Source organism: Candidatus Avoscillospira sp. LCP25S3_F1, from assembly GCF_052117125.1.
Classification (GTDB): domain Bacteria; phylum Bacillota; class Clostridia; order Oscillospirales; family Oscillospiraceae; genus Avoscillospira_A.
Map to the genome: position 1 here is coordinate 132059 of NZ_JBQKJT010000009.1, position 25475 is coordinate 157533.

Sequence of the window (25475 nt, forward strand, 5' to 3'; positions counted from 1 at the left end):
ACTGCGGTTGCCGGAGATTTTTTGCCTATAATTGAAAATCCTTGTCGTCGTACCGTTTCAGCGCCGGGGCCTTGGGCCGGGGCGGAACCCGCTTCAGCGGGTCGTACCGGAAGCGGAAGCACTGGTCGGCGGCGGCGACAATGCCCTTTTTGGAGCAGATCAACTGGTGCTCGTCAATGCGTCCGGCGTGGGCGCAGTAGGCGCAGTAATGGCTGATTTTTTTGCGAAAGACCATGGGTATCCCTCCTGCGGCGCAGTCTTCTGGGTCCATTATACCGGACGGGCGGGAAATTTCCAAGAGGTTTTTGTCAGCCGGGGGAGCAGAGCGGCCAACAGGACTGCCAGCAGGGGCAGCGGGTCCCGGACCGTCAGCAGCCGCACCAGGGCCACCGACAGAAGACACTGGAGCCCTTTCCCCAGGAAATAGTACCTCATTTGGATGGGGCGGTCTCCCCGCAGGGACAAAACCTGACAGTGGACGCACAATCCACCCCAGCCCAGAAAAGCGGCGGCCCAGACCATGGCCGCAGGAACCGGCAGCCCCTGTTCTGTCAGCAGCGCCATACCGGTGGACAGCTCCAGCACACCGGCAGCAGTCAGAGCGGGCAGGGGCGGCAGCAGACGGGAGAGGGTGCCCAGCAGCACGCCGAAAAAGACGAGAAATCCACAGAGATAGAGACAGGTTACAGCGGCGTCCTGAACCGAGCGGATGAAATCGACGGCAAAGGGACCGGTGGTTGTGTCCGCCGGTGCGATGGCCCGGGATGATTCCAAAGTGCGGGGCCGCAGCAGGATACCGGTCAGCACCGCGGCCAGAATATGGACCGCCCACAGCGTCACCCCCAGCCGGACGCTGCCAAGAAGACCCAGACCCACCACACCGAGAATATACCCGGGGCCGCCGTTGTTGCAGAAGGACAGAGCACGGCTGACCTGCCGGGCCGACAGCTGTTTCTGGTCGTAGAGGCGAAACAGAGCGGCGGCCCCCACCGGGTAGCCGCCCAGGGCACCCAGCACCAGTGCGCCCGCCGCGTCGGCGGGAACCCCCAGTACCGGCTCCATCCACCGGCCCAGGGCCGAAGCGGCATAGCGGTGATAGGACCGGCGGACCAGCAGATTGGTCAGTACAAAAAAGGGGAACAGGGACGGCACCACCACAGCGGCGCACCGTTCCAAAACGGCCCGACCGCTGGCCGACGTGGCGGCCGGATCGGCCAGCCACAGGGCCAGCAGGGCCGACAGCAGGAGAAAACCATAAAAAGAAGTTTGTTTCCAAACGGGACGATCCACACAACTCACCTCACGGCATGTATACGCCGGGGACAACTTTCTATGCCTGGGCGCATATGTATCTACCGAGTCAGCGTACAAGGAGGGATGCGTGTGAAGCGGACAAAAGCGCTTCTGACGGCGGCGGCCCAACGGCTGGATGTGCCGCAGGATGTTCTGACCAATGCGCCGCGGGTGGAGGTCATGGGATTTCAACAGGTGACCGTTGAACACCACCGGGGCGTGACGGAGTACACGGAAGACGCCGTGACGGTGGCCGTGGCCGATGGGGCCGTGCGGATCACCGGGGCCGGACTCACCATTTCATTGATGAACCAGGGCTTTGTCACGGTCTGCGGCAATGTGGCCGATGTGGCGCTGCTGCCGGGAGGCTGTCCATGACCGGCCGGATGCGGCGGCTTCTGGGCAGCGTCTGCCTGACGGTGACCGCAGCGGCGCCGGAACAGGTCCTCAACCGTCTGGTCCGGGAAGGGGTGTTTTTCTGGGATTTGCAGCGGCCGGACCCTTTCACGTGCCGTTTTTCTGTCCGGCGGCGGGACCGGCAGCGGGCCGAAGAATTGGCGGAACGGTCCTTCGGTACCGTGGTGGAAGCCCGGGAGACTGGTCTGCCCCTGCTGGTGCCCAAGCTTCTGCGCCGGAAGTTCCTGATCTGTGCCCTTGGTCTTGTGGCGGTGATGATGACGGTGCTGCCGGGCTTTGTCTGGTGCATCCATGTGGAGGGTAACGACAAGGTACCGGCGGAGAAAATTTTGCAGGAGCTGGAAAAGCTGGGGGTAGGCTTTGGCACCCGGGGTGGCGATATTGTGTCCCAGGATTTGAAAAATCAGATGCTCAATATCATTCCGGAGTTGGAATGGCTGACGGTGAACCGCAGCGGCGGTCTGGCCACGGTGGTGGTCCGGGAGCGGCTGACCGCCGACGAACCCATTGACCGCCGGGAAATCTGCAATCTGGTTTCGGCGGAGGACTGTCTCATCACGCAGATGGAGGTTCTGTCGGGACATGCGCTGTGCGAGCCCGGCGACGTGGTGCAGAAGGGGCAGGTCCTGGTATCGGCCTATCAGGAGCTGGAAATCTCCACCCAAGTGACCCGCGCCCTGGGGGAAATCTATGGTAACACCTGGCACGACCAGGACGCCGTGACGCCGGCGGAAGCCGTCTGCAAGGGCGAGGTCACGGGCGAACAGCGGCGATATGCCGTGGAGATTGGGAAAAAACGAATAAATTTCTATGGAGACAGTGGAATTTGGGGTACCGGATGTGATAAAATAGTGGTGAATCATCCCTTGACCTTGCCGGGAGGCTATACGCTGCCCATCGGCTGGATCGAGGAGATTGCCGTGGAGCGGGAGACAGAGACGGCGACAGTCCCGCCGGCGGAAGCCGCGGATATTCTGCGAACCGGCGCCGCCGGAGCCTTGAAGCAGTCCATGATTGCCGGGCAAATCCTGGAGGATCGGACCGCGGTCCGGCGGGAGGGCGCGGTGTACCGGCTCACAGGGGACTACGCCTGCCACGAAATGGTGGCGCGGCCCGTCCCCGCAATTCAATGGGAAAGCGAAGGAACTACATGACAGAACGGGTAATCAACGCCGAGCGCATCGAGCAGATCATCAGTGTGTTCGGCTCCTTTGACGAAAATATCAAGCGCATTGAGCAGGCCTTTGACATTCATGTGACCAACCGTGGCACGGAATTGAAGGTTCAGGGCGATGTGGAGGCTGCCGACAAGGGCGTTCGGGCCATCGAAGCCCTCATGTCCCTGGCCTCCAAGGGCGAGACCATTGACGAACAGAAGGTGCGCTACCTCATCAGCCTCATCAACGCCGGCAACGACGACAAGGTGGGGGAGATGGCTAAGGACGTCATCTGCGTCACGGCCAAGGGCAAGCCCATCAAAGCCAAGACCCTGGGCCAGCAGAAGTATCTCAAGGCCATTGCCAAGAATACCATCACCCTGGGCGTCGGCCCCGCTGGTACCGGTAAGACGTATCTGGCCGTGGCTATGGCTGTGGCGGCGTTCCGGGCCAAGGAGGTCAACCGCATCATTCTGACCCGTCCGGCGGTGGAAGCCGGAGAGCGGCTGGGCTTCCTGCCCGGCGACCTCCAGAACAAGGTGGACCCGTATCTGCGGCCCCTGTATGACGCCCTGTTTGATATGCTGGGACCTGAGACGTATGGAAAATATCTGGAGCGGGGCAATATTGAGGTAGCCCCTCTGGCCTATATGCGCGGTCGGACCTTGGATGACAGCTTTATTATCCTGGACGAGGCCCAGAACACTACCCGGGAGCAGATGAAAATGTTCCTGACCCGTTTGGGCTTCGGCTCCAAAATCGTCATCACCGGCGACGCCACCCAGATCGACTTGCCCGCCGACAAGGTCAGCGGTCTGAAAGAGGCGCTGAAGGTTTTGGAAGGCGTGCCGGATATTGCCATTTGCCGCCTGTCGGCCAGCGACGTGGTGCGCCATCAGCTGGTGCAGCAGATCGTGGCCGCCTATGAGAAGTATGAGACGAAAAAACCGCCGGTCGCCGGCAAGACGTTCCAAAGGAAGCGATAACCAATGAAGCACCGGATCAATCTGCTGTTTGAGGGCAGCGCCGCCCGTAAGGTACTGCTGGGCCGCCATCTGCGCCGCTGTATCACGGCGGCGCTGGACGCCGAGGGTGTCCACGTACCTTGTGAGATCAATGTTCTGGTCACCGATGACGCCACCATCCATGTCATCAACCGCCAGACCCGCAACGTGGACCGGCCCACGGATGTGCTGTCGTTTCCCATGTTCAACTACGAGCCGGGCCGGTTTCCCGCGGACGTCTCCGGGGATATCGACCCGGAGACGGGGCTGCTGCCCCTGGGGGATATGGTTCTGTCTCTGGAGCGGGCAGCGGCTCAGGCGAAAGAATACGGCCACAGTCTCAAGCGGGAGGCGGGCTATCTGACCATCCATTCGGTACTGCATCTGCTGGGCTATGACCATTTGGACGAGGGACCTATGAAACGGCAGATGCGGGCCCGGGAGGAAGCCATTCTGGCAGACATCGAGCTGCCCCGATAATACAAAAGACAACGGGAGGAAGTACATGATTACGAAATCCGCCATGATTACCATTGCCGGACGGCCGAACGTGGGCAAGTCCACCCTCATCAACCGTCTGGTGGGGGAGAAGGTGGCCATCGTCTCCAACAAGCCCCAGACCACCCGTAACCGCATTTGCGGCGTTTTGACCCGGGACAATACGCAGATTGTGTTTATGGATACGCCGGGTTTCCACAAGCCCCGGACCCGGTTGGGCGATTATATGGTTGATGTGGTGCGGGAGTCCGTCAGCGATGTGGACGCGGTGCTGCTGCTGGTGGAGTCCATTGCCAACATCGGTTCCCAGGAGCAGGCATTGCTGGACCAGATGCGGGGCGGCGCGCCGGTGGTGCTGGTCATCAACAAGATCGACACGGTGGAGAAGGACGAATTGCTGTCGGTCATTGCCGTCTACAGCGCGGCCTTTGACTTTGCCGCCGTCGTTCCCATTTCGGCCAAGACCGGCGACGGTGTGGAAGAACTGATTGCGGAGACCATGGGCTACGCCCAGGACGGTCCCCAGCTGTTCCCCGATGGTATGGTGACAGACCAGCCCGAGCGGCAGATCATTGCCGAGATCATCCGGGAAAAGCTCCTGTGGTGTCTCGACAAGGAGATTCCCCACGGCACCGCTGTGGAGATCACCAAATTCTCCGAGCGGGACAACGGGATTATCGATGTGGATGCCACCATCTACTGTGAGAAAGCCAGCCACAAGGGCATCATTATCGGAAAACAGGGGAGCATGCTCAAGAAGATCAGCACCATGGCCCGGGAGGATTGCGAGCGGTTCATGGGTACGAAGGTCTATTTGGAGACGTGGGTCAAGGTCAAGGAAAACTGGCGCGACAGCGCACGCCTCATTCAGAATTTCGGATTTGAAAAATAACTGGTAAAGCGGGGCGCTGCGCGGAGCGGTACCCCGCTTCTGCGTTTTTTGTCCTTTGAAAAAACGGTGTGACCAACGGCGCACAATCTGTGTCTTTTATAGACAGAGGGGAACTGTTTAAGAGCCCCGATGCCTGTAAAGGAGGAGAGTACTGCATGGATGATCGGAACCTGCGTTCCCTGGTGGAGCAGAGCCGGGATGGAAATCGGACGGCTCAAGAGGAATTGGTTGCCGCTGTACAAAATTTCGTCTTTTTTCACTGCTGTAAAATGATTGGGGACCGGGAGAGTGCGTTGGATGTGACCCAGGAGGTACTGCTGGCCATGGTTCGGGGACTGCCTGGATTGCAGAACCCGGCGGCGTTTCGGCCCTGGCTGCTGAAAATCGTCTGCAACCGCTGCCGCAATCATCGGAACCGGAAGCCACGGGAGTGCCCGATGCCGGAGACAGCGGAGGGAGACAGCCTGCTGGACACCTGGGCGGAGGACGCGACGGAGCGACTGCCGGATGCGGCGCTGGATGCGGCAGAGACGGCGCAGCTTGTCCGGCAGTTGGTAGATCAGCTGCCGACGGACCAGAGGGCGTGCGTTCTCCTGTTCTATTACGATGAACTGACAGTCCGGGAAATCGCTGCGGCGCTGTCGGTGCCCATGGCCACAGTCAAGACGCGGCTCTATCGGGCGCGTAAGACGCTGCGGTTGGGATTGCGCCGCCACGGTGTCTCTGCTCTGGCGCTTACAGCATTGCTTTCCAGCGCTTTTGGGGCAGAATCATCGGTCGGACCACTTCCGGCACTGTCAGCGGCGGCCAAAGCGGCCGCTGCTGGGACAGTGCTGAAATGCGCTGCCGGTATCGCTGCTGTGGGTCTGATCGTGGGTGGTTTTTTGGGTCTGCGGAAACTGAACCACACAGAGCCGCCGGACTTAAAGAATATGCTGAGCGACCATACGGAGCAGCCGGAAACGCTGACAGACTATCTGCGGGACACCGTGCTCCAACCGGCGGAGTGGGCCGTTCCCGATCACGGATTCACCTTTGATACGCCGGAAGATCTGTCCTCGGAGGCGCTGTTTCGCCTGTATCTCCAGTGGGTGGACCCGGAAACGGTGGAGACCTATTGGCAGGAGGACAACGGCAGTTATTGGTTTACCGACGAGATTATTCGTCCCGTGCTGGACGAACATTTCCACACCTATACCTTTGATCTGACCCAGTGCCGCGATTATGATATCTATGCGGAAGCGGTGCGGCTGGCCCGATTGCCGGAGCAGACCGGCACACCGGACCTGTCCATCACCGACTGTCAAAGCAGCGGCGGGACGGTCACCGTGACGGCGGAGTTCCGTGGCAAACGGTACTGTGACGGACGGCCCGACACGGTGTTGTATCAGCGAAAGATTTACGAAGTGGCGTTGGAGCCCGACGGGTTTTACTATCTGTCCGCCAAGGAGGTGCCGCTGGACCCGGAGGAGATCACCACACCCCGGTTGGGCAGCGGCGCCGACGCCCCGATGTTTACCCATGCGGACATGGCATTTGAGGGCGCGGCGTTCTTGCCCCAGCAGGAGACGACGCCGGAGACGTTGGACCAGCAGTTTGGCCCGGTACAGGATGTGGAAAATACGCTGGTCCATGAAGCCGACGGCTTTTCCTGGGAAACACGTATCTACGACGGCATATCCATCACCTGCAACCGGGAGGCGGACAGCTCAGACTATTCGGTGGGGGAAATCACCTACGAGCGGCCGGACCTGCCCTATGTGCGGGATATCCAAGTGGGCGACACGCTGGAGAAGCTGCTGTCCACATTCCGCAACGAGGCGTGGCTCTATGTACCTGACGAGATCGAAGGGGAGTATTACGGCGTGCCGCTCTACGGCACCCCCATCCATATGGGGGCGTTCGGCCTGGTGGAGTACCGCGACGGCCGCCCTTATGATGTGATGTATCAAGAGGGCGGCGCAGGCGTACGCTTCTATCTGAATAAGGAGTGGACCATATCCAGGATCGAACTGTTTGGCGGCTTGTACGGATGAATAAGAGAAAGGATGGCTACCATGGTAAAACAACTGATTTCTGTAGGACTGTTGGCCGGGACTCTGGTGTCGGCGCAGATGCCATCTGCCAAGCTGGATGTGGAGGGTTGGCTGGCGCTGTACCCCGATGATGGCATCTGTGGCATTACCTTGTGGCCGGACCGGACAGAGGTGCTGGTCAACAACGTTCTGGTGGAGCTGGACCACGCGCCGTTTGTGGAAAACGACCTGCTCTATGTACCGTTGGAGGATTTGGCGGCGCTGTTGGGTGACACAGTGCAGGTGGCGGGCAACACCATCATACTCCAGACAGACGATGGCCCCTACATTCTATATGCCGGGGAAACGCGGGTGACGGCTCCCGATGGGAAAGACTATGTGATAGACCACGAGCTGAGGCAGTTTTCTATAAAGCGTGGAAGCTGTCCTGTCACCGCGGCCACGACGCCCCTGCTGCGGGATGGCACAGCCTATGCGCCCACAGACTATGTGCTGCGGCGGCAAGCGTCGCCGGAGTATCTCAACGGCTACTCGTTCTATCCCGAGGACGGCTTTGCGGTGCTGGATTTGCTGCAGCCGGAAGAGCACATGTGCGATGGTTTTGCTACCATGACGAATTTCGATGAACTGCCGGCGGAGCAGCGGGGCAAGGTCCAGGAGGTGGGCAGTCTGGGCATCACACGGGACTATTACGACGAGGTGGAATACCGGGGTGACGGCTACGCCATCCATGTGGCCCGGCTTCGTCCGGGCGAGGAGGACGGATGGGGGCTGGACGGAATCATCGTGGCCATCGTGTTCGATGGTCCCCAGTGCGCCACGGCACGAGGGCTGCGGGTTGGCGACACGCCCCAGCGAGCGTGGGAACTCTATGGCTATGAGCTCCAATTTGGCTACGAGGTAGCGCACGGCCATATCACCCGTATTGCGTTTAACAGTTACTATACGCAGCACAGCATTCCAAGTTTTTGGGTTTAAGCGCCATTTGGTATCCTGCTTTCATGGAAAAGGCCGGAAACGCCTATTGACGCACCGATAAAACTGCGATATGATGAACAAGTTAGCCCCCGCCGTCACCTGCGGACTATTCCAAGGCGTCCGGTGGATGATGGAGCGCAGCGGCATTGTGGAACGGCTGTGAAATGGGCGCTGCACGCGTAAAAAACTGGCAGCATGATCCCGCTGCTTCCTGCAAATCCTAAGATTGCAGGAGGTGGTTACCATGCGTCAGAAACGACTGTGGGAGCTGTTTTTTGAAACCGGCGCGCCGGAGTATTACGTTATGAGCAAGCATCAAAACGAGAAGCAGGACGGGGAGAAAGAGCAACCGAAGCCCTAGGGCGGGGGGAAAAAATCCCCTCCGCCGGATGTGGGCCGTACATAACTGGGAGGTAACCATGTACTGGAAGACCGAGGGCGTCGTTCTGCGGGAGACCGACTACAAAGAGCATGACCGGCTGTTGACGGTGCTGACCCGGGACCATGGACCGGTGACCATGAAAGCCCGAGGCGTCCGGGGACGCCGCAGCACCCTCAAGGCGGCCTGCCAGCTGTTGGCCTATTCGGAATTTACCGTATCGGAGCAGCGGGGGTACCTGACCATTACGGAGGCGGTGACCAAAGAACAGTTTCCGGCCTTGCGGCAGGATATTGAACTGCTTTCTCTGGCCAGCTATTTCGCCCAGGTATCGGAGACCATCGCCCAGGAGGACTGTCCCAACCCGGAATTGCTGTCGCTGCTGCTCAACTGTCTGTATGCCCTGGGCCCGCTCCACAAGCCGCAACCGGTAGTTAAGGCGGTGTTTGAACTGCGAGCCGTCTGCCTGGCAGGCTATTTGCCGGAACTCTCCGGGTGTTTTGTCTGCGGTAATCCTATGCCCGACCGGTTTGATCTGGTCCACGGTGTCCTCCAGTGCAGCGGCTGCGGACCCGGACAGGGGACGCTGGTGCTCCTCAGCGCCGCCGCCCGGACGGCCCTCCACTATATCACCGCCTGCGGGCCTAAACAGATTTTTTCCTTTACCGTGGACGACGCCACGGCGGAGGAACTGTCCCAGCTGTCGGAGGCCTATCTGATGACCCAGCTGGAACGGGGCTTCCACACCCTGGACTTTTATAAATCCCTGAAACGATGAGGTTTCCATATTATGAGTGAATTATACGAAAAATCCCTTGTGAAACTGGAGCTGAACGGCGTTCTGGACCTGCTGGCAGCCCAGGCCGTCAGCGACGCGGCCAAGGAGGTCTGCCGCAATCTAAAGCCGGAGACCGATGTGGATGAAGTGCGCCGTCTCCAGGAGCAGACCACCGCCGCCTGTAAGCTGATCTCTCTGAAAGGCTCACCCAGCCTGGGCGGCATTCGGGACGTGGGCGCCAGCCTGGACCGTGCTCGCCGCGGCGGTAGCCTGACGCCCGGCGAACTGCTGAAAATTGCGTCCAGTCTCCGGGTGGCCCGGACCGTCAAGGCCTATGCCGACACCGATGCCGTGTCCTCCTGCCTGGATGTCTACTTCTGGGAGTTGACGGCCAATAAATACCTGGAAGACCGGATTTCCAACTCCATTCTTTCCGAAGAGGAGATTGCCGACAGCGCCAGCAGCGCGCTGGCCGATATCCGCCGCCATATCCGGGTCCAGAGCAGCAAAATTCGGGAATCCCTGCAAAAAATCATCTCTTCGCCCACCTATTCCAAGGCATTGCGGGAGAGCATTGTCACCATCCGTTCCGGTCGGTTTGTGGTGCCGGTGAAAAGCGAGTGCAAGAATGACATTCCCGGTCTGGTTCACGACGTGTCCGCCTCCGGCAGCACGTTTTTTGTGGAACCCATGCAGGCGGTCAATGCCAATAACGAACTGCGGGAACTGCAAGTCAAGGAACAGGCGGAGATCGAGCGGATTCTGGCGGAACTGTCGGCGGAAGCGGCATTGTATCAGGACCCCATCAACCACAATTATCAAATGTTGGTGACCATCGACAGTATTTTTGCCCGCGCCAAGCTGTCCTATGCCATGCACGCCATGGAGCCGGAAATCCGGACCGATGGGCAGCTGGAGCTGAAAAGCGCCCGTCATCCGCTGATTGATAAGAAAACCGTTGTGCCCATCTCTGTGCGGCTGGGCAGCGATTTCGATACCCTGGTAATCACCGGCCCCAATACCGGCGGTAAAACCGTCACCCTGAAAACCATTGGTTTGCTGACGCTGATGGCCGAGTGCGGTCTCCATATTCCCGCCGAGGACGGCAGCTATATCTCTACGTTTGACATGGTGCTGGCGGACATCGGCGACGAGCAATCCATTGAACAGTCCCTGTCCACGTTCTCCGCCCACATGAAAAACATCGTGGAGATTGTGGCGGTCTGCGACAGCCGCAGTCTGGTGCTCTTTGACGAATTGGGCGCCGGTACGGACCCGGCCGAGGGCGCGGCACTGGCCATGGCCCTGATTGATTTCTGCCGGCGCATGGGGGCCAAAGTGGCGGCCACCACCCACTATGCGGAATTGAAGCTGTACGCCATGCGGACGGAGGGCGTCATCAACGCTTCCTGCGAGTTTGACGTTCAGACGCTGAAACCCACTTACCGGCTGTTGATCGGTGTTCCCGGCAAGTCCAATGCCTTTGCCATTTCTCAGCGGCTGGGCCTGTCGGAGGAGATCATTAAAAAGGCACGGGACCTGGTCAGTGAAAACGACGTGAACTTTGAAGAGGTCCTCAATCAATTGGAGACCCAGCGCCAGCAGATGGAGCAGGCCAAGGTGGAGGCCCAGCGGCTGCGTCGGGAGATGGAGGAAGCCAAGGCCCAATCCGATGCCTATGTGGCTGAGATCAAGCGGGAGCGGGACAAGGCGGTGGAGAAGGCGAGAGCCGAAGCCAAGGCCATCATCGAGGATGCCCGCCGCACGGCCAACGCCACTTATGACGAATTGAAGAAGCTGCGCAAGCAGATGCACGATGCCGCCGACGCCCAGGGCATCAACGAGCGGCAGGCCCAGCTGCGCCGGAATCTCAACGAAGCTGAAGCCCGGCTGTCGTCCCGGGAGGAGCCGAAAAAGCAACGGCCCAAGGCCAGCCGGGAGATTCAGGTGGGCGATACGGTGGAGCTGCTGAAATTGGGCAGCAAAGCCACGGTGCTGGCTGTCAACAAGGACGGCACCTACCAGCTGCAAGCGGGCATCATGAAGATCAACGCCAAAAAGGACGAGGTCTATCTGCTGGAAAACGAGCCTCAGAAGACCACCCAGAAGTTCATCGAAAAAACCCGCCGCCAGCTGCGCAACACCGCCGTTCCCACGGAACTGGACCTGCGGGGCATGGATTCGGTGGAGGCCATTACGGTGTTGGATCAGTTTCTTGACCAGGCCATTATGGCCAAGGTCCCGTCGGTACGGATCATCCACGGTAAGGGTACCGGCGTTTTGCGAAAGGCCGTTCAGACGCGTCTGCGACAGAACCGTCAGATCAAAGGCTTCCGCCTGGGCGTCTATGGCGAGGGCGAGGACGGCGTCACCATCGTGGAAATTTAAGTACTGTCAGATAGAGAGAACTGTGCCGCCCGGCCAAGTGGCCGGACGGCACACAATTTTTACAGGAGGAAACGTATGCGCGGAAACACCCATGTGACCGCTGGGCTGACGGCGGCCCTTTTGACGCCGAACTTGAGTATTCCGGCCATGGCCGCTCTGACGTTGGGGTCCATTCTGCCGGATATCGACCACCGGGACAGTCTGGTGGGACGGCATGTTCCCATTCTGCCGCGGCTGTTGAAACACCGGGGCGTCACCCATTCTCTGCTGTTTGCGGTCCTTTGTTATGGACTGTATCCGCCCCTGGGGGCGGGCGTTTTGCTGCATCTGCTGTTGGATGTGCTGAATCCGGCGGGTGTGGCGCTGCTGTGGCCCTGGAAAAAACGGCTTTCCACGCCGGTGGTGACCATTGCCTCCGGTGGTGTACTGGACGGGGTCCTGCGTACCGGATTGTGGGTGGTCCTGGCGGCGGTGGTACTCCACCGGTTTTTGGGTTATTCGTTCTGGTAACTGGCCAGCGTCTCTGCCAGAAGGTCTGCCATCTGCTGACGGACCGCCGGGGGATGCAGGATTTCCGCCCGGCTGCCAAAGCTGATAAACCAGCCCAGGAACGTGGGGGAGACGGAGATTTCCGCCGTGACGGTGAAATGCTCAGGGCCGTCGGGGGTGCGGATGGTGTCCAGGCCGAACCGGTCAATGACCACACCGGCCAGAGACCGGTGAAACCGCATGCGGACCGTGGTCCGTTGGCCGTGGAACATGGAAAAAACGGCTTTGGAATAGGCGCCCAGATCGAGACTGCGGCCTTCGTCGGTCATGATCCGGGGACGGCCGGTGCAGGTGAGTTCCGCCATCTTGTCCACCCGGTAGTGGGTGATGCCGTGGCGGTCGGAATGGGCGATGAGATAGTAGTTTTCATCGGCCCAGCAGAGGGCGTAGGGACTGGCCTCATAGAGCCGGGGACGGAACTGCTTTTCCCCGTCCATGCCCCAGTCGAAGTACCGGAATGTGATGGTGCTGTTGCGACCGATGGCCTCATGGATGCGATCCACCGTATAGTAGATGCTCTCATTCATGGTCTTGATGCGGCCCGAAACCACCACCTGCCGCCGCAGCTGCCCGGCCTCATGAATGCTGACCAGCCGCTCCAGCTTGGCGATCAGTTCCAGGGACTTTTTTTCCGTCAGAAACCGGGAGGATTGGACCGCGTCCACCAACAGTTTTAGTTCCGGCAGTTCAAAATCCCGGGCGGCCAGATAGTATCCGCCGCTCCGGCCCTGACGGTACAGAATGTCCATGCCCTGCTCCCGCAGGGTCTCCAGATCCCTGTAGATGCTTTTTCGTTCGGCTGCGATGCCCTGTGTTTCCAGATGGGAGAGGATATCCTGCATGGATAGGGGATGGTCGCAGTCGCTTTTTCGTTCCAGAAGGTCCTTGAGCACCAGGAGTTTTCCCTTTTGCTGTTCCGATTTTGCCATGCTATCACCAATCCTTTGCCGCGATTGTACCACACTTCGATAAAAGTGCAAAGTGTTCACAGAAAAATTATAGTAAAGCGACGAAGTCTATGGTATAATCGATAAAAACTGCGAGGTGATTTTGTGTTGTATGTAGGTTGTCATCTGTCGTCGTCCAAAGGCTTTGCAGCCATGGGGAAAACGGCGCTGTCCATTGACGCCAATACGTATCAATTTTTTACGAGAAATCCACGGGGCAGCAAGGCCAAGGACTGGGACCCGGCCGATGTGGCCGCCGGCAACGCATTGCGCCGGGAGCACGGCTTCGGCCCCATAGTGGCCCATGCCCCCTATACCATCAACGCCTGTTCCGCTGAGGAGTCGGTCCGGGAGTTTGCCCGGCAAACGCTGGGAGACGACCTGCACCGTCTGGAGGCTGTGGAAGACTGCTATTACAACTTCCATCCCGGTAGCCATGTGGGCCAGGGCGCCGAAACGGGTATCACCCAAATTGCCGATACGCTCAACGCCATCCTGTGGCCGGAACAGACCACGACGGTGCTGCTGGAGACCATGGCGGGAAAGGGCAGTGAGGTGGGCCGCACCTTTGAAGAGCTGCGGGCCATCATCGACCGGGTGGAACTGGGCCATAAACTGGGCGTCTGTCTCGATACCTGCCATGTGTCCGACGGTGGTTATGATGTAGTCCACAATCTGGAAGGCGTTCTGGAGGAGTTCGACCGGGTCCTGGGACTGGACCGGCTCAAGGCGCTGCACATCAACGACAGTATGAATCCTCTGGGAGCCCATAAGGACCGCCACGCCTGCCTGGGAGCGGGAACCCTGGGACTGGAGTTTTTCTACGCGGTGGTGGACCATCCGATCTTGCACCAGCTGCCGCTGCTGCTGGAAACCCCCAATGAATTAGAGGGCTATGCCAGGGAAATTGCCCTGCTGCGGGCCCATGACGGGAAAGGAGCGTAGCCCATGGAAGAACATCCCAAGCTGCTGTGGCTGCTGCGCGGCATCCTGATCTGTCTGGCGCTGCTGGCGGGGCTGCTGCTGCTGGTGAATCTGCCCATGATTTCCGGCCAGGTTTCTCAGCTGACAAAGGTGATTTCCTCCATCCTGTATGGCCTGGTGTACGCCTATCTGCTGAATCCCTTTGTCCGTTGGGTGGACAAACTGTTATTGCCAAGGCTGCAAAAGACGAAGCTGCAAGGGGAGAAAGCCCGGCGGCTCAGCCGTCTGGTGGGCATTCTTGTTGCCTTCTGCATGGCGGGCTTGTTCATTTATCTGCTGATCAAACTCATTGTGCCTCAGGTAGGCGCCAGCATCCTGGGGATTGCCAAACAGCTGCCGGACTACTACGCCAGTATTGAAAAGTTTGTGGGCCGGTTGGTGGAGGATAATCCGCAGATTGTCCAATATGTCAACCTTGCCCTGGAAAACGGCTATGGGCATTTGGAGAACTTCATCCAGAATGATCTGGTGGGCCGGATGCAGTCTCTGCTGCTGACGCTGACCACGTCGGTCTACGGCGTGCTGCGGGAATTGATCAATATGGTCATCGGTATTGTGGTGGCCATCTATGCCCTGTGGGCCAAAGACCGGTTCCTCAGTCAGGCCAAGAAACTCACCGTGGCCCTGTGGTCTCCGGACCGGGCGGACCGGCTTATGGAGCAGGCCCGAAAGGTGGACAAGATTTTCAACGGCTTTATCATTGGCAAGATTATCGACTCGCTGATTATCGGCGTCCTCTGCTATATCGGCGTATCCATTCTGAAGCTGCCCTATGCCGTGCTGGTGTCCACCATTGTGGGCGTCACCAATGTGATTCCATACTTCGGACCCATCATCGGCGCCATTCCCTGTACGCTGCTGATTCTGCTCAACAGCCCCATTCAGGGCCTTTATTTCGTCATTTTTGTGCTGGTCTTGCAGCAGATTGACGGCAATATTATCGGTCCCAAGATTCTGGGCGACAATGTGGGCATCTCGGGGTTCTGGATTCTGGTGTCCATCACCGTGGGCGGCGGCCTGTTCGGCTTTCCGGGCATGCTCCTGGGCGTGCCGGTGTTTGCCACTATCTATATGCTTATCAGCGACTATACGGAACGTGCTCTGCGCAAACGGGGCAGACCCGTTCAAACCAAGGCATATTTCTCCATCCGGCAGGTAGCGGACCTGCCTGCCGGGGAGATGGGAAAGGAAGAAAAACATGGGGACTCTGCGGGTTAATCTCAACGAACGCAGCTATGATATTGTCAACGAAAACGGTGTTCTGCGAACCTGCGGCACACACATTGCGCCGCTGCTGCGGGGGAAGCGCTGCTTTGTGGTCAGCGATACCAATGTGGCGCCCCTGTACGGCGATACGGTGCTGCACAGTCTGTCCGATGCCGGATTGGAGGCCACACTGCTGACCATTCCCGCCGGTGAACGGAGCAAGACGCCGGAACGGCTGGCCTGGCTTTGGGAACAGATGGCCCAGGGCGGTGTCACCCGCACCGACGCCGTCATTGCCCTGGGCGGCGGCGTGGTGGGGGATTTGGCGGGGTTTGCCGCCGCCACCATGTTGCGGGGTGTGGACTTTATCCAGATTCCGACAACGCTGCTGGCCCAGGTGGATTCCTCCGTGGGCGGCAAGGTGGCTGTGGACCTGATGGCCGGCAAAAATCTGGCAGGAGCCTTTTATCAGCCGAAACTGGTGCTCATGGACCCGGAGACACTGAACAGTTTGCCGGACCGTGTCTTTGCCGACGGCATGGCGGAGGTTATCAAATACGGCTGCATTTGGGACGAAGCATTGTTTGCAAACTTGGAGCGCCTGGGCAACCGTGCCGCCGTGATGAAGGAGATCACCGATATCACCACGGCCTGCTGTGATATCAAGCGGCAGGTGGTGGAGCAGGACGAGCTGGACCTGGGTATCCGTATGATTCTCAATTTCGGTCACACGTTGGGCCACGTCTATGAGAAGGCGTACCACTATGAGACCTATACCCACGGGGAGGCCGTAGCCGCCGGTATGGTGGCGGCGGCGAAGCTGGGGCAGAAGCTGGGCCATACACCGGCGGGAACCGATGAACGCATTGCGGCATTGCTGACAGCGTTCGGCCTGCCTACAGCCATCGAAGCCGACCGGACGGTTTGCGAGACGGTTTTGGGCCTGGACAAGAAAAACCAGGGAAAGACCATCCATTTTATTTTCCTCGAACGGCTGGGCAAGGCACTGCCTGTGGCCATGGACCGGGCCGCGCTGTTGGAGCAGCTGTAAGGAGGGCCTATGGACGTAAGACTTTACCCGGCCAGGCTCTGCGGCGCGGTGACGCCGCCGCCCTCCAAATCCCAGGCCCACCGGCTGCTGCTGGCGGCGGGATTGTCCAGTGGTCAAAGCACCATCCGGGGGATTACTCACTCCCAGGACATGGAAGCCACAATGGCCTGTCTGCGGGCCTTGGGGGCCCGGGTGGAGCGCACCGGCGACACCGTCACCGTGACGGGTGTCTTTGCCCACGGCACGCCCCAATTTGCACAGCTGCCGGTACTGGACTGCTGCGAATCCGGGTCCACCTTGCGTTTTTTGATTCCGGTGGCACTGGCTGTGGCTGGAGGCGGCATTTTTGCGGGCCGGGGACGGCTTCTGGAGCGGCCCCAGCAACCCTATTTCGACCTGTTCACAGAAAAAGGTGTGTTTTATGAGCGGACGCCCGGCAAACTGACGGTGCAGGGTGCTTTGCATCCGGGGCATTACGCCTTGCCCGGCGACGTGTCCAGCCAGTTTTTTACGGGATTGCTGTACGCATTGCCCTTGCTGGACGGTCCGTCTACGCTGGTCAGCACAACGACACTGGAATCGGCGGCCTATTTGACCATGACCCTGGAAGCGCTGGCGCAGGCCGGTGTCCCGGTGACAGAGACGGCGGCAGGGCAATACCAGATTCCCGGCGGCAGTCCGTATCAGCCCATGGACGCGGCGGTGGAAGGGGACTGGTCCCAGGCAGGGTTCTTCTACGCCGCAAAAGGATTGGGCAACGACCTGACCATTCGGGGCATGAATGACCAGTCGGCCCAGGGCGACCGCATGATTGCGACATTTTATGAGAGACTTTGCGGCCACGGGACGGAGACCCTGGACGTGAGCCAGTGCCCCGATCTGGTGCCGCCTCTGGCCCTCCATGCCGCCCTGCGCAATGGAGAGACGACGCACATCGTCGGCGCGGCGCGGCTCCGCATGAAGGAGAGCGACCGGTTGGCCACGGTGACGGAGACATTGAACCGCCTGGGCGCACAGATCACCGAATATGATGACCGGCTAGAGATCCACGGTGTGGAGCTGCTTCATGGCGGCGTGGTCAACAGCCACAACGACCACCGTATTGCCATGATGGCGGCTATGGCCGCCACAGTCTGTGACGGCCCGGTGTTATTGGAGGACGCGGGCAGCGTCAAAAAATCCTACCCGGATTTCTGGCAGGTCTATGCGTCCCTGGGCGGCAGGGTAGAGGAGGTATAAAGCCCATGCGCTATACGATTTTTGGAGAATCCCACGGCCCGGCCATTGGCGTGGTGCTGGAAAACGTCCCTTCGGGACTGGTGCTGGATATGGAGGCCGTAGCCCGGGAAATGGACCGCCGGGCCCCCGGCAAAAACCTGTTGTCCACGACCCGGCGGGAGGCTGACGCCGTAAAAATTCTGTCCGGCCTGTTTGAGGGACGCACCTGCGGTACGCCCCTCTGCGGCGTCATTGAAAATACCGACACCCGCTCCCGGGACTATCAAAACGATCTGCCCCGGCCGGGCCATGCCGATTACGCGGCGCATATCCGCTACAACGGCTGCAACGACTACCGGGGCGGCGGCCACTTTTCCGGCCGTTTGACAGCCCCGCTGGTCTTTGCGGGAGCGGTGGCCAAACAGATTCTGGCCCAACGGGGCATCTATGTGGGCGCTCACATCCGGCAGATCGGTCCGGTGGAGGACGAGCGCTTTGACCCGGTACATACGGACCCGGCGCTGTTTCGTATCTTGGCCGACAAATCCTTTCCCACCTTGTCGGACCTGGCCGGGGAACGGATGCGAAAAGAAATCTACGATGCCCGGGAGCGCATGGACTCCGTAGGCGGAGCCATCGAGTGCGCCGTGGTGGGGATGCCGGCCGGATTGGGAAGCCCCGATTTCGGCTGCAATGTGGAGGGCATTCTGTCCCAGCACTTGTTTGCTGTTCCGGCGGTAAAAGCCGTAGAGTTCGGCGCGGGCTTCGGTTTTGCCGCCATGTACGGCTCCCAGGCCAACGACCCGCTGACCATGTCGGGAGACCGGGTGGAGACCACAACCAATCACACCGGCGGCATCAATGGTGGTATCACTAACGGAATGCCGATTGTCTTTTCCGTGGCATTGCGGCCGACCGCCTCCATCTCCCAGCCCCAACAGACCATTTCTCTGTCCCGGCAGGAGAACGCGGAGCTGGTGGTCCATGGACGCCATGACCCCTGTGTGGTCCATCGGGCTGTGCCGGTCATTGAGGCGGCGGCGGCCCTGGCCATGACAGAATTGCTTTGAGAGGGGAGCACCATGCGAGACTTACAACAGTGCAGGGCGGAGATCGACCGGCTGGACCGGCAGATTGTGGCCCTGTTTGAAGAGCGGATGGCGATATGCCGGGAGGTGGGAGCCTATAAGGTGGCCCATCATTTACCGGTGCTGGACGAGGAGCGGGAGCGGCAGGTGCTCCAGGCCAAGGCGGAGCTGCTGCAAGACCCCGGCCTTCGCCCCCAAGTCATCGCATTGTTTGAGACCATTATGGCGGGCAGCCGGTCCTTACAGCGTCGGATGGTCACCGAGACGGACCCGGCCAAGGCCGGTGATCTGGAGGCCTATCAGGCCATGCGCCACTGGAGCGGCCGACCCCTGACGGAACAGCGGGTCCTGTACCAGGGCCAGCCCGGCGCCTACTGCGAGGAGGCTGCCATGGGATTTTTCGGCGACGACTGCCAGCGGATCAACCTCAAGACCTGGGACGGTGTGTTCCGGGGGGTGAAGGAGGGCTTCGGGGACTTCGGCGTAGTGCCCATCGAAAACAGCTCCACCGGCTCCATCAACGATGTCTTTGATCTGTTGGGCAAATTCGGCTGTTACATTGTGGGCGAGCAGATTGTGCCGGTGCACCACTGTCTGGTGGCGTTGCCCAATGCCTCCATAGACACCATCACCGATGTGTATTCCCATGCCCAGGGCTTTGCCCAGTGCCGCCCCTTCCTGGGGGAACACCCCAAATGGGAACACCATGAAATGGTGAACACTGCCGTGGCAGCCCGGTTTGTGGCGGAGTCCGGCGACATTACCAAGGCCGCCATTGCCAGCCGTCGGGCGGCGGAGCTGTACGGTTTGCAGATTTTGCAGTCTGCCATCAATGAGAATGTGCGGAACTATACCCGATTTATCGTTGTGGCCGCCGAGCCACGGTTTCCGGAGGACGCCAATAAGATCAGTGTTCGCTTTACCATCCCCCACCGGGAGGGCAGCCTGTGCCGGATTCTGCAAATCTTTGCCCATGCGGGGTTGAATCTGGAAAAGCTGGAATCCCGCCCGGTGCCGGAATCCCGTTGGGAGTACAGCTTCTACGCCGACTTCACCGGAAATCTGCGGCGGGAGGAAATGGACCGGGGTATCCGGGAACTCATCGATGCGGCCAGCAGTTTCCGCGTCCTGGGCAACTACAAGGCGGCCCAGCTATGAAAAACATTGTACTGACCGGCATGATGGGCAGCGGGAAGACCACCTGCGGCAAGGCGTTGGCCCGGCGGCTGGGCCGGGAATTTCTCGACACCGACGATATGATTGTGTCGCAGGCCGGGAAGGCCATCCCGGAGATCTTTGCGCAGGACGGGGAACCCGCATTCCGTGACTGGGAGACGGCCATTTGCCGCCAGCTGACCGACCGGGAAAATCTGGTCATCGCCACCGGCGGCGGCCTGATCCTGCGGACGGAAAACGTGGCCCTGCTGAAAGCGCGGGGCGTGCTGTTCTTTCTCAACCGTCCCGCAGATTTGATCTTTGATTCCACATCTATGGCGGGACGCCCCTTGGCCCAGAATGGAAAAGCGGCGTTTCTGCAAACCTTTGCGGCGCGGGAACCTCGTTATCGGGCAGCCGCCGACGCCGTCATCGAAACCTTTACCTCGGTGGAGGATACGGTGGAGGAGATTCTACAGCATCTGCATATACTGGAGGGAGTTCTGTGAAATTTCTCATTCTCAACGGTCCAAATCTGAATCTGCTGGGCAGCCGGGAACCGGGCATCTATGGTTCCACCGGTTATGAGGCCCTGTGTGCCATGCTGAAAGACAAAGCAGCGGACATGGGGGCCGAGGCCGATTGCTTCCAGTCCAACCATGAGGGGGCGCTGATCGACGCCATCCACAATGCTGTGGGCAACTATGACGCCATCATTATGAATCCCGGCGCGTTCACCCATTACAGCTATGCCATTCTGGATGCCCTCAAAGCTGTAAATGTGCCGTGCATCGAGGTCCATATCTCCAATGTCCATCAGCGGGAGGAGTTCCGCCACAAATCCGTGACGGCTCCGGCCTGCGTGGGGCAGATCTGCGGATTGGGAACGTTTGGCTATGTGGCGGCCATGACCTATTTTATGGAGCATCGGCATGGATGAGCGGAACAAGTTGGCCGTCATCGGCGATCCCATCAGCCACAGCCTGTCGCCGCTGCTCCACAATACCATGGCCCGGGAACTGAATTTGCCCTATGACTATACGGCGCGGCGGGTGACGGTGGAGCAGCTGCCAGACTGGATCCATACGGTCCGGCAGGAGGGCTGGAGCGGCTTTAACGCCACCATGCCCCATAAGCTCCACTTGCTGGATTTAGTGGACGAAAAAACGCCGGAAGCTGTCTACTTTGGGGCCATCAACACGGTTCGTAACGATAATGGGCGGCTTATTGGACATAATACCGATGGAGACGGCTTTGCCAATATGCTGGCCGAGCATGGCCTGACGTTCCGCGATGCCCATGTGACGGTGCTGGGGGCCGGCGGCGCGGCGGGCGCCATTATCCGCAAAGCGGTCCGGGACGGGGCGGCCGCAGTAACGGTCTGCAATCGCACGGTGGAAAAAACCCAATCCCTGTGTATGGAACACCCGGATGTGCTGCATGCTGCTACGCTGGACGCGCCGCTGCCAGAGGACACGAACCTTTTGATCAATACCATTCCCATTGAGGGCAGTGTCGGCGGCGACGTTCTGGTCAATCTCCGTCGGGACTGCGCCGTAATCGATATCCTGTACGCCCCGCCGAAAACACCTCTGCTACTGGCGGCGGAAGAGCGGGGCATGCTGGCCGTCAACGGCGTGGGCATGTTGATTCATCAGGCAACTTTGGCGTTTGCCTTTTTCACCGGCGTGTCTTTTGACCAGCTGGAAATGGCGCGCCTCCTCTACAAAACCACTTGCAATTTGACGAAATCCGGTGTAGTATCATCGTAAAAGGAGGCTGCAACATGAGTTCAAAGAGATTATATCGCTCCGTACGGGATAAAAAGCTGGCCGGTGTCTGCGGCGGCGTGGCGGAGTATTTTAATATTGACCCAACCATTGTCCGGATTCTGTGGCTGCTTTGTGCCTGGTTTTTCTTCCCTGTGGGTGTCCTGGCCTATATCATTGGGGCAATTGTGGTGCCGAAAAGTCCGTATTGAGTCCATAAGGATGTATGCAGAGGGGTAGACGTTCCCGTTGGGAACGGCGGCCCCTTTTGTCCGTTTTAGAGTCTGTTTAGGAGAATTGATACATGGAATGGATCACAACCCTGTTAGGGGGCCTGTCCTTTGAAGCACTGTACGGCGGGATTCTGCGGTTTGTATTCCCCATCCTGTCGATTTTGATTCTGGGCCGGTGTGCCAAGGCGCTGCTGACGTTTCAGCGAGAGCCGGAGTACTGGGCCTATGTAGTGCTGCCCGGCGGCGACCGGTTGCCGGTGACACACTGGGAGACGCTGCTGGGCCGGGGTAAAAATTGCGACCTGGTGCTGGACTATCCCACCATATCGAGAAGCCATGCGGTTCTGACCCGCTACGACGACGGCAGCTGGTCCATCAGCGATGTGGGCTCAAAAGGCGGTGTGGAAGTCAACGGTAAGGCCGTCCGCAGCTGTGCCTTGGAGTACGGCGATACCATCAGTCTGGGCGGCGTCAAAGTGACGCTGGTGCCGTTTTCCCGGGAACAGGAGTCCCGGCAGGCGGCGGCCCGGACGCTGGCAGGCCGTCAGATTCGCCCGGCCATTACGCTGTTTTATCTGATGCTGTTTCAGGTGCTGACCATGATGCAGCTGCTGTTCCAGGTGAAACCGGCGGAGACCCCCACGGTGGCCTTGGCCTTTGGCAGCCTGACGGCGCTGCAATGGCTGCTGTTTTGGGCCATGCGGGCGTTTCGCCGTACAGGCTATGAAATTGAGACCATCGCCTTTTACCTGACCACACTGGGATTTGCGGTCATTGCCTCGTCTGCGCCGGGAGAGCTGTTCAAACAGCTGCTGTGCGTGGGCATGGGCCTGGTGCTTTTCCTGGTGGTGGGCTGGTCTCTGCGGGATTTGGAACGGGCCAAAAAAATCCGCTATTTGGCCTCGGCGGCAGGCATTGGTCTGCTGCTGGTCAATCTGGTATTTGGTACGGAACAGTACGGCGCAAAAAACTGGATTTTTATTGGCGGCATGTCGTTCCAGCCCTCGGAGCTGGTGAAGGTCTGCTTTATCTTTGCCGGCGCTTCCACCATGGACCGCCTGATGACCAAGCGTAATCTGTGGCTGTTCATTGTTTATTCCGGTTTTATTTGCGGCTGCCTGGCACTGATGAACGATTTCGGCACGGCGCTGATCTTTTTTGTGACCTTTCTGGTTATCGCCTATCTGCGCTCCGGTGATTTTGCCACCCTGTCTTTGATCTGTGCCGGTACGGGCTTTGCCGGTATCCTGGCGGTCCGGTTCCGTCCCTATGCCCTCAAACGGTTTGCCTCCTGGGGTCATATCTGGGAGGACCCCCTGGGCGCCGGTTATCAGCAGACTCGGGCCATGATGTGTCTGGCCTCCGGCGGCCTCCTGGGGCTGGGTGTAGGCTGCGGACGACTGCGGTATGTGGCCGCCGCCGATACGGACTTGGTGTTTGCCTTTGTGGCCGAGGAGTGGGGCCTGATTGTGGCGGTGCTGACGGTGCTGGCCATTGTGTGCCTCAGCGTCTTTGTGGTGCGCTCCGCATCTGTGGGCCGCAGCAGCTTCTATACCATCAGCGCTTGTGCAGCCGTCAGTATTTTTATGATTCAAGTGGTGCTCAATGTGTTCGGCACCATGGACTTTTTGCCCCTGACCGGCGTGACGTTTCCCTTTGTGTCCAACGGCGGCTCCAGTATGATCTCGGCTTGGGGCTTGCTGGCGTTTATCAAGGCCTGTGATACGCGGCAGAATGCCAGCTTTGCGATCAAGCTGGCCGGTAACGGCGGAGAGGAGGAGGACGCGTGAAAAAAGTGTCGAAACGGGCCATGGCGGTCTTGGCCCTGACCTTTGCCGTGCTGTTGGGCATGGGTGCCTTTGTGCTGCGCTATTTTCTCCAAGGAGCCGACTGGGCGGTTTTCCCGGGCAATCCGCACACCTACAGCAGCGGCATTCTGAATAGTGGCATTTTAACAGATCGGGATGGTACGGTGATTCTGGATGCCACTGAGGGGCGGAAGTACGCCGAGGACGCCACGTTGCGAAAGGCGATGCTGCATCTGCTGGGAGACCGGGAGGGCTATATCGCTGCGCCCATGTTGCAGGAATACGCGGACCAGATGGTGGGTTATAATTTTTTGACAGGTACCTATCATCTGACGGAAAAGGTCAGTACAGGCAAGCTGACCATCAGTGCCCGGGCGCAGCAGAAAGCGTTGGAAGCTCTGGGTGGCCGAGCCGGTACCGTGGGTGTTTACAACTACAAGACCGGTGAAATTCTCTGTGCTGTGTCCAGCCCTACCTATGACCCGGACCAGGTGCCGGATATTGCCGGGGATACCAGCGGGGCATATAACGGCGTATACGTCAATCGCTTTTTCAACGCTACATTTGTACCCGGTTCTATCTTCAAGCTGGTTACTACCGCGGCAGCGTTGGAGACGCTGCCGGATACAGCGTCCTTGTCGTTCCAGTGCAACGGCTCTTTTGACGTGGAAGGGGATACGGTCAACTGTAACGGCGTACACGGGGCGGTGGACCTGAAAGGAGCGCTGGCGCACTCCTGCAACGTGGCCTATGGGCAGCTTGCCTTGCAGCTGGGGCCGGAGGTACTGACAGAGTATGCGGAGAAGCTGGGCGTGACCGACAGTTTCTTTGTGGACGGATACCATACGGCCAAGGGAAATTTTGATCTGACTGACGCACCCAATGTGGATGTGGCCTGGTCCGGTATCGGCCAATATACCGATTTGATCAACCCCTGCGGTTTTATGCGGATGATGGGCGTCATTGGCGGTGGGGGAGAGGCGGCGGAGCCGTATCTCATGGCATCGGTTGACAGCACCTCTCTGCTTGGCGATTATCACGCCAAGACAGAAACGACAGGCCGATTACTGGAAGCCTCAACCTGCCAGACGTTGACAGAGATGATGCGGAACAATGTCCAGCAGATTTACGGCCAGAGCAACTTCGGAGATCTGCCGGTTTGCGCGAAATCGGGCACGGCGGAAGTGGATAGTGACCGGATGCCCCATGCCACCTTTGCGGGCTTTGTGGCGGACCCGAATTGTCCTTTGGCCTTTATCGTGGTGGTGGAGAACGCTGGTTCCGGCAGTGCGGTTTGCTCCAGTATTGCAGGCGCTGTGCTGCAGGAATGCGCTGCGGTTCTGGCAGCTGAATAAAACAATTTGTGGGCCTTTCAGAGGCCACTGAATGGCCCACAAAAAAAGTCGAAAAAATTTCGCAGATGTCAAGAGTAAATGCGAAAAAATGATAAAAAATGATAAATGATATCATTAACTGTTATATGAGAGTGGCAATACATTCTTGGAAGCGCATTTCAGCAGTTTTCCATCCAAGAACTTTCCTGGGGTAGTTGTTCATCCACTGCTCCAATTCCGCGATGGCTGCGGCAGAAACTTTTCCGAAGTCCGTTCCTTTGGGAAGTCTTCGACGAATCATCTTATTTTGACA

25 protein-coding genes and 1 pseudogene are annotated in these 25475 nt (G+C 59.1%); 22 read left to right on the top strand and 4 right to left on the bottom strand.

The window, feature by feature from the left end:
• Window positions 1-25: 25 nt before the first annotated feature.
• On the bottom strand, window positions 26-235 hold the full coding sequence (locus ACTQ33_RS10020) for a hypothetical protein (protein WP_441464377.1): 210 nt from the start codon (window positions 233-235) through the stop codon (window positions 26-28).
• Window positions 236-270: 35 nt separating this feature from the next.
• Complete coding sequence (locus ACTQ33_RS10025) at window positions 271-1290, bottom strand: nucleoside recognition domain-containing protein (protein WP_441464379.1); 1020 nt, start codon at window positions 1288-1290, stop codon at window positions 271-273.
• Window positions 1291-1383: 93 nt separating this feature from the next.
• On the opposite strand from ACTQ33_RS10025, the gene ACTQ33_RS10030 reads away from it, so the two are divergent.
• The 10 genes from ACTQ33_RS10030 to ACTQ33_RS10075 all read left to right on the top strand — a co-directional run bounded on the left by ACTQ33_RS10030 (window position 1384) and on the right by ACTQ33_RS10075 (window position 12330).
• A complete protein-coding gene (locus tag ACTQ33_RS10030) occupies window positions 1384-1671 on the top strand; it encodes a YabP/YqfC family sporulation protein (protein ID WP_441464381.1) in 288 nt (95 codons plus the stop codon).
• The gene (locus tag ACTQ33_RS10035; protein WP_441464383.1) at window positions 1668-2864 is read left to right on the top strand and encodes a sporulation protein YqfD; all 1197 of its coding nucleotides are present in this window, start codon (window positions 1668-1670) and stop codon (window positions 2862-2864) included. The genes ACTQ33_RS10030 and ACTQ33_RS10035 overlap by 4 nt, the downstream gene beginning before the upstream one ends.
• Entirely contained in the window at window positions 2861-3853 is a 993-nt protein-coding gene (locus tag ACTQ33_RS10040) for a PhoH family protein (protein WP_441464385.1), read from the top strand. The genes ACTQ33_RS10035 and ACTQ33_RS10040 overlap by 4 nt, the downstream gene beginning before the upstream one ends.
• Before the next feature lie 3 nt (window positions 3854-3856).
• A complete protein-coding gene (gene ybeY / locus ACTQ33_RS10045) occupies window positions 3857-4351 on the top strand; it encodes an rRNA maturation RNase YbeY (RefSeq protein WP_441464387.1) in 495 nt (164 codons plus the stop codon).
• 25 nt (window positions 4352-4376) lie between these two features.
• Window positions 4377-5261: a GTPase Era gene (gene era / locus ACTQ33_RS10050; protein ID WP_441464389.1), complete on the top strand. Its 885-nt coding sequence runs from the start codon at window positions 4377-4379 to the stop codon at window positions 5259-5261.
• A 155-nt stretch (window positions 5262-5416) separates the two neighbouring features.
• On the top strand, window positions 5417-7297 hold the full coding sequence (locus ACTQ33_RS10055; RefSeq protein ID WP_441464391.1) for an RNA polymerase sigma factor: 1881 nt from the start codon (window positions 5417-5419) through the stop codon (window positions 7295-7297).
• Between the two features lie 21 nt (window positions 7298-7318).
• The gene (locus tag ACTQ33_RS10060) at window positions 7319-8275 is read left to right on the top strand and encodes a stalk domain-containing protein (RefSeq protein ID WP_441464393.1); all 957 of its coding nucleotides are present in this window, start codon (window positions 7319-7321) and stop codon (window positions 8273-8275) included.
• Window positions 8276-8694: 419 nt separating this feature from the next.
• On the top strand, window positions 8695-9432 hold the full coding sequence (recO, locus tag ACTQ33_RS10065; RefSeq protein ID WP_441464395.1) for a DNA repair protein RecO: 738 nt from the start codon (window positions 8695-8697) through the stop codon (window positions 9430-9432).
• Between the two features lie 12 nt (window positions 9433-9444).
• On the top strand, window positions 9445-11820 hold the full coding sequence (locus ACTQ33_RS10070; protein WP_441464397.1) for an endonuclease MutS2: 2376 nt from the start codon (window positions 9445-9447) through the stop codon (window positions 11818-11820).
• Between the two features lie 75 nt (window positions 11821-11895).
• Window positions 11896-12330 carry a metal-dependent hydrolase gene (locus tag ACTQ33_RS10075; protein ID WP_441464399.1) on the top strand — a complete coding sequence of 145 codons (435 nt, stop codon included), beginning with the start codon at window positions 11896-11898 and terminating at the stop codon, window positions 12328-12330.
• Here ACTQ33_RS10075 and ACTQ33_RS10080 read toward each other — a convergent pair.
• Window positions 12315-13298, bottom strand: a complete 984-nt coding sequence (locus ACTQ33_RS10080; RefSeq protein WP_441464401.1) for a helix-turn-helix transcriptional regulator — start codon at window positions 13296-13298, stop codon at window positions 12315-12317. The two genes, ACTQ33_RS10075 and ACTQ33_RS10080, sit on opposite strands and share 16 nt — an antisense overlap.
• Window positions 13299-13421: 123 nt before the next feature.
• On the opposite strand from ACTQ33_RS10080, the gene ACTQ33_RS10085 reads away from it, so the two are divergent.
• The 12 genes from ACTQ33_RS10085 to ACTQ33_RS10140 all read left to right on the top strand — a co-directional run bounded on the left by ACTQ33_RS10085 (window position 13422) and on the right by ACTQ33_RS10140 (window position 25183).
• Window positions 13422-14261, top strand: a complete 840-nt coding sequence (locus ACTQ33_RS10085; RefSeq protein WP_441464403.1) for a deoxyribonuclease IV — start codon at window positions 13422-13424, stop codon at window positions 14259-14261.
• A gap of 3 nt (window positions 14262-14264) precedes the next feature.
• A complete protein-coding gene (locus ACTQ33_RS10090) occupies window positions 14265-15518 on the top strand; it encodes an AI-2E family transporter (protein WP_441464405.1) in 1254 nt (417 codons plus the stop codon).
• Complete coding sequence (gene aroB / locus ACTQ33_RS10095; protein ID WP_441464407.1) at window positions 15499-16557, top strand: 3-dehydroquinate synthase; 1059 nt, start codon at window positions 15499-15501, stop codon at window positions 16555-16557. Before ACTQ33_RS10090 ends, aroB begins: the two co-directional genes overlap by 20 nt.
• Window positions 16558-16566: 9 nt before the next feature.
• Window positions 16567-17796, top strand: a complete 1230-nt coding sequence (locus ACTQ33_RS10100; protein WP_441464409.1) for a 3-phosphoshikimate 1-carboxyvinyltransferase — start codon at window positions 16567-16569, stop codon at window positions 17794-17796.
• Between the two features lie 5 nt (window positions 17797-17801).
• Entirely contained in the window at window positions 17802-18845 is a 1044-nt protein-coding gene (gene aroC, locus ACTQ33_RS10105; RefSeq protein WP_441464411.1) for a chorismate synthase, read from the top strand.
• Between the two features lie 12 nt (window positions 18846-18857).
• On the top strand, window positions 18858-20021 hold the full coding sequence (locus ACTQ33_RS10110) for a bifunctional chorismate mutase/prephenate dehydratase (protein ID WP_441464413.1): 1164 nt from the start codon (window positions 18858-18860) through the stop codon (window positions 20019-20021).
• Window positions 20018-20527, top strand: coding sequence for a shikimate kinase (locus ACTQ33_RS10115; RefSeq protein ID WP_441464415.1), 510 nt, complete (start codon window positions 20018-20020; stop codon window positions 20525-20527). Before ACTQ33_RS10110 ends, ACTQ33_RS10115 begins: the two co-directional genes overlap by 4 nt.
• A complete protein-coding gene (aroQ, locus tag ACTQ33_RS10120) occupies window positions 20524-20958 on the top strand; it encodes a type II 3-dehydroquinate dehydratase (protein ID WP_441464417.1) in 435 nt (144 codons plus the stop codon). Before ACTQ33_RS10115 ends, aroQ begins: the two co-directional genes overlap by 4 nt.
• Window positions 20951-21790, top strand: a complete 840-nt coding sequence (aroE, locus tag ACTQ33_RS10125; RefSeq protein ID WP_441464419.1) for a shikimate dehydrogenase — start codon at window positions 20951-20953, stop codon at window positions 21788-21790. Before aroQ ends, aroE begins: the two co-directional genes overlap by 8 nt.
• 14 nt (window positions 21791-21804) lie before the next feature.
• The gene (locus ACTQ33_RS10130; RefSeq protein WP_441464421.1) at window positions 21805-21999 is read left to right on the top strand and encodes a PspC domain-containing protein; all 195 of its coding nucleotides are present in this window, start codon (window positions 21805-21807) and stop codon (window positions 21997-21999) included.
• Between the two features lie 92 nt (window positions 22000-22091).
• Complete coding sequence (locus tag ACTQ33_RS10135; protein ID WP_441464422.1) at window positions 22092-23810, top strand: FtsW/RodA/SpoVE family cell cycle protein; 1719 nt, start codon at window positions 22092-22094, stop codon at window positions 23808-23810.
• Window positions 23807-25183, top strand: a complete 1377-nt coding sequence (locus ACTQ33_RS10140) for a penicillin-binding transpeptidase domain-containing protein (RefSeq protein ID WP_441464424.1) — start codon at window positions 23807-23809, stop codon at window positions 25181-25183. The genes ACTQ33_RS10135 and ACTQ33_RS10140 overlap by 4 nt, the downstream gene beginning before the upstream one ends.
• 121 nt (window positions 25184-25304) lie before the next feature.
• Here the strand turns inward: ACTQ33_RS10140 and ACTQ33_RS10145 are convergent.
• Window positions 25305-25475: pseudogene (locus ACTQ33_RS10145) on the bottom strand (IS30 family transposase); the annotation flags it as partial.